The sequence below is a fragment of the Deltaproteobacteria bacterium genome (genome assembly GCA_009929795.1).
Classification (GTDB): Bacteria; Desulfobacterota; Desulfovibrionia; order Desulfovibrionales; family Desulfomicrobiaceae; genus RZZR01.
Genome location: RZZR01000143.1, coordinates 1 through 5841, shown reverse-complemented (window position 1 = coordinate 5841; position 5841 = coordinate 1). Strand labels below are relative to the sequence as shown.

The 5841-nt window shown below is 62.6% G+C and carries 4 protein-coding genes; 1 reads left to right on the top strand and 3 read right to left on the bottom strand.

Annotated elements, in window-relative coordinates; all coding sequences use genetic code 11:
• From EOM25_11725 to EOM25_11715, 3 genes are all read right to left on the bottom strand, one after another.
• Positions 1-818 (bottom strand): hypothetical protein (locus tag EOM25_11725; protein ID NCC25841.1); only part of this gene is annotated, 818 nt, incomplete at its 3' end.
• Between the two features lie 13 nt (positions 819-831).
• Positions 832-2145: an amino acid permease gene (locus EOM25_11720; GenBank protein NCC25840.1), complete on the bottom strand. Its 1314-nt coding sequence runs from the start codon at positions 2143-2145 to the stop codon at positions 832-834.
• Complete coding sequence (locus EOM25_11715; GenBank protein NCC25839.1) at positions 2142-4460, bottom strand: hypothetical protein; 2319 nt, start codon at positions 4458-4460, stop codon at positions 2142-2144. Before EOM25_11715 ends, EOM25_11720 begins: the two co-directional genes overlap by 4 nt.
• 727 nt (positions 4461-5187) lie before the next feature.
• On the opposite strand from EOM25_11715, the gene EOM25_11710 reads away from it, so the two are divergent.
• The coding region (locus EOM25_11710; protein ID NCC25838.1) for a carboxypeptidase regulatory-like domain-containing protein at positions 5188-5841 on the top strand (654 nt) is incomplete at its 3' end.

Here is a 5841-nt window from a genome sequence, read left to right as displayed (position 1 = left end):
TCTTTCAGCTGGCCAAAGACATCCTCCATCTCGCCCAGAAGCTGGATGTTGCCATAGATGTTTCGCTTGTCCCTGAGTTGTCCGCCGTTGGTGATCTTCAGGCTGGAGATGTAGGTTCGCCCGGAAGAATCAACTTTTGTCTCGACAAAATCCACGTACTTCTTGACCTCGGAGGCATTGAGTTCCGTGCCGATAAGGTACGGCGTGTAGTCGATATTGCCCGCGAAATCATTGGTGAGCAGTTGCAGGTAGGCACCCTGGGTATTGTAGCTCATGGCCACGCTCACGCTGCCGTCGGATGTGGTCTCCTGGCGCTTGTTGTCCTGGCTGTAGGCCGCGCTGGCCTTGAATCCGCCGTAGCTGCCCGAGGCCGAGAAATTGTAGGACTCGGCCCCGGATTTTTCCGTGGCCTTCTTGTTGCTGACCATGCGCATTTCCGTGATTTCCTTGGAGGAACTGGATATGTTCTTGTCCAGCAGGCTGTGCTTGTCGAGCTGGGCGATGTCGAAAATGGGGTCCACCAGAAATGACGAGGCCGCGCTGCTCACCCTGGCCCCGATGGTCATGTCGGCCACGTTGTCGATGGTGATGGGCCGGGACGACTCCAGAATGGGCGTCTCAATGTAGGCCCGCATTTCGTCCTCGTCCATGTCCAGATAGGCGGCCACGGTCGGGTACTGCTCGGTCAAGGGAGTATCGTCCGAAGACGACGACTCGCAGCCCACTCCCAAGACGAGCAGGGCCAGAAGGGCCAGGGCCAACGGTGGCCAGCCCAGGGATGTGCCGCGACGCGAAACGGATTTTTGGGGACGGTTCATGGATGGTTCCTTTCTATGAGTTTCGGTTTCGAGGTTGCTCACATTTTGCCAAGATCAGGACATAGACGGCCATGGCCACCATGACAAGGGCGATGACCAGCCAGAGCTCGTTCAGGGTGGCCGAGGCAAAGGCCGAGATGATGAAGAGCGAGGACAAAAGAACGATGATCGTGTCTCCCACGGCCCGGCGGCCTTCGATCAGGTGTTTCTTGACGATGGCGATGCCGGACCAGAAATAGGGGAACAGGAGGAGGAGCACGGAAATGGTCACGGTGATGTTGAAGGCCGCGGCCACGTTGCTGCCCAGAAGCATGAGGACCAGCTCGACCACGGTCATGATCACGGCGTTGACCACCAGGCCCGGGCCGTTGATGCCGTAGCGGTTGGTCCTGGCGTAGATGGCCGGCAGGAAGCCCTGCTCGGCGCTGGTTTTGGCCGCGCTGGCCGAGGACAGGTTCCAGACTAGGAAGCTGGCGATGCAGGCCACGGACATGACCACCGAAACCGCGTCGGCCAAAACGACCGAGCCGAAGATGCGCTGCATGGCCAGGGCAAAGGAGGCCGGGGCGGTCTGGATCTCCTTGGCCGGGAACATGCCTTCCATGACCGTGGTCGAGGCGATGTAGATGACGGCCACGATGACGAAGCCGATGATGGTGGCCAGGGGCACGTTCCGCCTGGGGTTCTCGATCAGGGCGCTGTTGGTGGCCACGCTCTCCACGCCGACAAAGGAGAAGATGAGCACGGCGAACCCGGACATGATGGCCGGAGCGTCGCCCTTGCCGGAGACGTTCCAGTTCTGGGCGAACAGGGTCGGGCTGAAGTCGAGCCAGCCGACGAGCCCGGTGGCCACCACGGCGATGAGCAGCATGGTCACGGTGATGGACACGACCTTGGTGATGACGCCCACCCCGTGCAGGGACAAAAGCACGAAGAGCCAGATGAGGGCGATGACCGTCAGGCCCAGGACCAGGGGATGGTTCAGGGCCGGGACGAACATGGCCAGGTAGCCCAGACCGGCGATGAGGATGGACACGTTGGAGATGAGGTTGGCGTAGACGTAGAACAGGCCGCTCTTGGCCCCCAGGACCGGGTTGACAAAGGTGGCCAGGGCCGTGGGGCTGGGGTCGTCGAACAATTGCCCGGCCCGGACGTAGACCATGGTCAGGCAGAGGGCCCCCAGGGTGACCAGGATGAAGGAGACCAGGGTGATGGACCCGGTGAAGGCCAGTTGCTGGGGCAGGGCGATGACCCCGCTCCCGGCCAGACTGGAAACGATGAGGAAGATGGCCCCGGCCAGTCCGAGTTTTTTGGCCGGCCCGCTCATGACCGGACACTCCCGGTCTTTTTGACGCACATGGTCCGGAACCACTTCTTGCCGTCTCGCTCCACGCGCTCCACGCCGTGGATGTCGCTCTCGTAGCCCGGAAACAGGTTCTCGAAATCCTGTCTGGCCTTCAGGTAGTCGAACACGGGCTTGGCCCGCTCGTCCAGGACCTCCCCGCCCATGATGACCGGAATGCCAGGGGGATAGGGCACGACCATGACCGCTGGGACCCGGCCCATCATGTCCCCGAGTTCTACGTATTCCACGTTCTTGCGGACCACCTCGTGGTAGGCCTCGGCCGGCTTCATGGCCTGGCCGGGGATGACCTGGAAGGCGGCCTGCATGAGGTCGAGGAGCCGGTGTTTCCTGAAATGGCGATGAATGGCCAGACAATGGTCCTTCAGTCCCTGACCGGCGTAGGTCTGACCACCGGCCGTCACCAGGGCCGGGAAGACGAGTTCCAGCGGTTCGTTGCGGTCATAGAGTTCCTTGAAGCGGAGCAGGCCGGCCAAAAGGGCCCCCTGCTTGCCCCGGGTGGTGCCCAGAGAATTCAAAAGCAGGAAGGAGTAGTAGTCGGTCTTCTCGCAGACGATGCCGTGGTCAATGAGGTAGTTGGTGACCACGGCGGCCGGAATGCCTTCCTCGGCCATAGTCCCGTCGTCATCCAGGCCCGGGGTGGTGAAGGTCAGCTTGATGGGGTCGAGCATGGCGTAGCCGTCCTCCATGTCCGCGAACCCGTGCCATGGGTCGTCAGAACGGAAGACCCAGGCGGACTGGTTCGTGGCCAAAAAGTCCACGGACGCGTCCTCGAAGGCTGTGGGTTTCCCGTCCACCAGAACTGTGCGCGGCTGCCACATGTCGAAGAACCAGTCCCCGGCGGCTCGCATCTCGGCATTCATGCGGGCCATCTTGCGCCGCAGGTGGACGGCCTGGCGGATGATGTCATCCATCATCACCGGCCCGTTGTCGTCCATCATCTTGGTGGCCACGTCCAGGGAGGCGATCATGCTGTACTGGGGCGAGGTGGAGCCGTGCATCATGTAGGATTCGTTCATCTCGTCGTGGTTTACCCGGACATGGCTGCCGTTCTTCACGTGGAGCATGGAGGCCTGGGAAAAGGCGGTCAGGAGCTTGTGGGTGGACTGGGAACAGAAGATGGGCGGATGCTCGGTGTTGCGATCGTCGTCGGCCATGCCGTAGTGCCCGGCATAGAGGGGATGGAAGCGGGCGTAGGCGTACCAGGCCTCGTCGAAGTGGAGGTTCTCCACGCTTTTCTTCAGCTCGGCCTTGATGGTCACCACGTTGTAGCAGACCCCGTCGTAGGTGGAGTTGGTCAGGGCCGACATGCGCACGAGGTCGTCCTTGCGGTCGGCCGGGATGAGGTCGTTTTCCTCGATCTTGCGGCGGATGGTCGCGGCCGAGAACTCCGAGAGCCGGCAAGGGCCGATGATGCCCCGGCGGTTGCGGCGGGGGACCATGTAGACCGGGAAGGCCTCGGTGATGACCATGGCGTAGTTCAGGGATTTGTGGCAGTTGCGGTCCACAAAGGCGATGTCGTCGCGCAAAACCTGGCTGCGCCAGATGATCTGGTTCACGTTGGAGGTGCCGTTCAGGACGTAGTAGGTCTGGTCGGCCCCAAAGACCCGGGCCGAGTTTTTCTCGGCGTCGCCGACCACGCCGCTGTGGTCCAGAAGGGAGCCCAGCTCGGGCACGGAGATGGACAGATCGGCCCGGAACATATTCTCGCCGAAGAACTTGTGCATGGCCACCCCGGCCGGGCTGTGGAGGAAGCCCTCGCCGCCCATGTGCCCGGGCGTGTGCCAGGCGTACTTGTATTCCTGGGCGTAATGGACGAGCTCGCCGAAGAACCGGGGATAGACGCCGAGAACGTATTCGGTCATTCTGGTGACGATACGACCGGCCAGAAATTCGATGGTGTCGGCCGTTTTCCAGAGACAGTCCTGGACCCGGGCCAGGACCCGGGTGGGGATGGATTCCAGGGCCAGGCGCTCGGTGAGCAGGATGACCGGGATTCCTGTGTTGCGGGCCCGGACTGCCTCGAGAAGGTCTTCGGGATCGGCCTCTTCGGAGGCGTCCTCGGCGCGGATGTCCCAGTCAATGACCAGGGCCCCGAGGTCGCAGCGGGAGCGGAAGATCTCCATGGCGTCCTCGTAGCGGAAGGAGGGGATGACCGCGCAGTCCTGGACGGTTTCCAGTTCCCGGCGCAGTTCACGCAACCGGTGGCCTTCGTCGTTTTTGGCCTCGAACTGGCCGGAGACGATCATCACGGGCCAGGAATGGCGGGTCATTTTCATGGGGCGACTCCTTGATATGGTTGGAGGTCGAAAGGGGTTTTTCTCGCTTCGAATACTATTCGATAGCGTGGAAAATGTGAATAGTTTCCGCGTGACTTGAGAGGGAACGGCCGGACCGTTCGGGAGGGAACGATGAAGTGGTTTTTCGGCGTTTTGAGCCTCGTGCTGGTTTTGACCGTCCGGTCGGTTCTGGCTCTGGATACGGTCATCCCCTCGGATTGTCGGCAGGTTCTGCTGGTGGTCGGCGAGAATTGGAACGCCACGACCGGAGCGCTTCAGCGCTTTGAGCGGTCCGATTCGAGCGGGGCCTGGCGAGCCGTGGGCGCGGTCGTGCCCGTGGATCTAGGCCGAAGCGGTCTGGGCTGGGGCCTGGGGCTCCATCCCATGCCGTCCGGTCCGGGGCCCATCAAGGCCGAGGGCGACGGCCGGGCCCCGGCCGGGGTCTTCGATCTGACCCGGGTCTTTTCCGCCGAGCCGGTGGAGGTGGAAGGCACGGGTCTGCCCGTGGTTGTCGACACCCCGGATCTCATCTGCGTGGACGATCAGGAGTCCGACCACTACAACACCATGTTCACTCCCAAAGCCGGTCAGGACGTGAACTGGGCCAGCGCCGAGACCATGCTCCGGCCGGACGGCATCTATCGCTTCGGGGTCTTCGTGGCCCACAACGCGAACCCACCCAAGCCCGGGGCCGGGTCCTGCATTTTCATGCACATCCGCCACGCCGATGGCAGTCCGACCTCCGGGTGCACGGCCATGGAGACCGGGAGGCTGCGAGAAATCATCCAGTGGCTGCGACCGGGCGTGGTCCTTGTCCAGCTTCCAAAGGGCGAATACGAACGGCTGGCCCTGGTCTGGGGCCTGCCCAAGCAATGAGGCCATGCCCATGAAGGCGCAACGAGAAATTAACGAGGTTGCCATGAAATTCCGCCTTGGATGCACCCTGCTTCTGCTTCCGGTCTGTTTCTGGCTGTTCGCCTGCCACGGTGACAGCAGTTCAAATGATCCCAAAACCGTCCTGACCGGCTTTGTGGTCGAAACCCCGGGCGGGGCTCCGGTTCCTGAAAGCGCGGTCCGGGTTTCTCAAACGGGCCGGACGGTCAGGACCGACGCCGCGGGCCGGTTCAGGCTGAGCATCGAGCCCGGCTCCTTTTCGATCACCGTGGACCAGCCGGGGTTCGCCCAGACCGTATGGACGGATCTCGGCCCGGATGCGGCCGGATCGGAGAGTCTCGTCCTGGTCCAGCCCAAGGCCTTTTGCGATGAGTGGGAGGCCCTGGCCCCGGAGATCGAGGTCTCGGGTCTGGAGCCGGGCCAGACCGTTTCCGGGGTTGTCCACCTGGAGATCCGGGCCGTAGGGGCCCGGCCCATGGAGGGGATC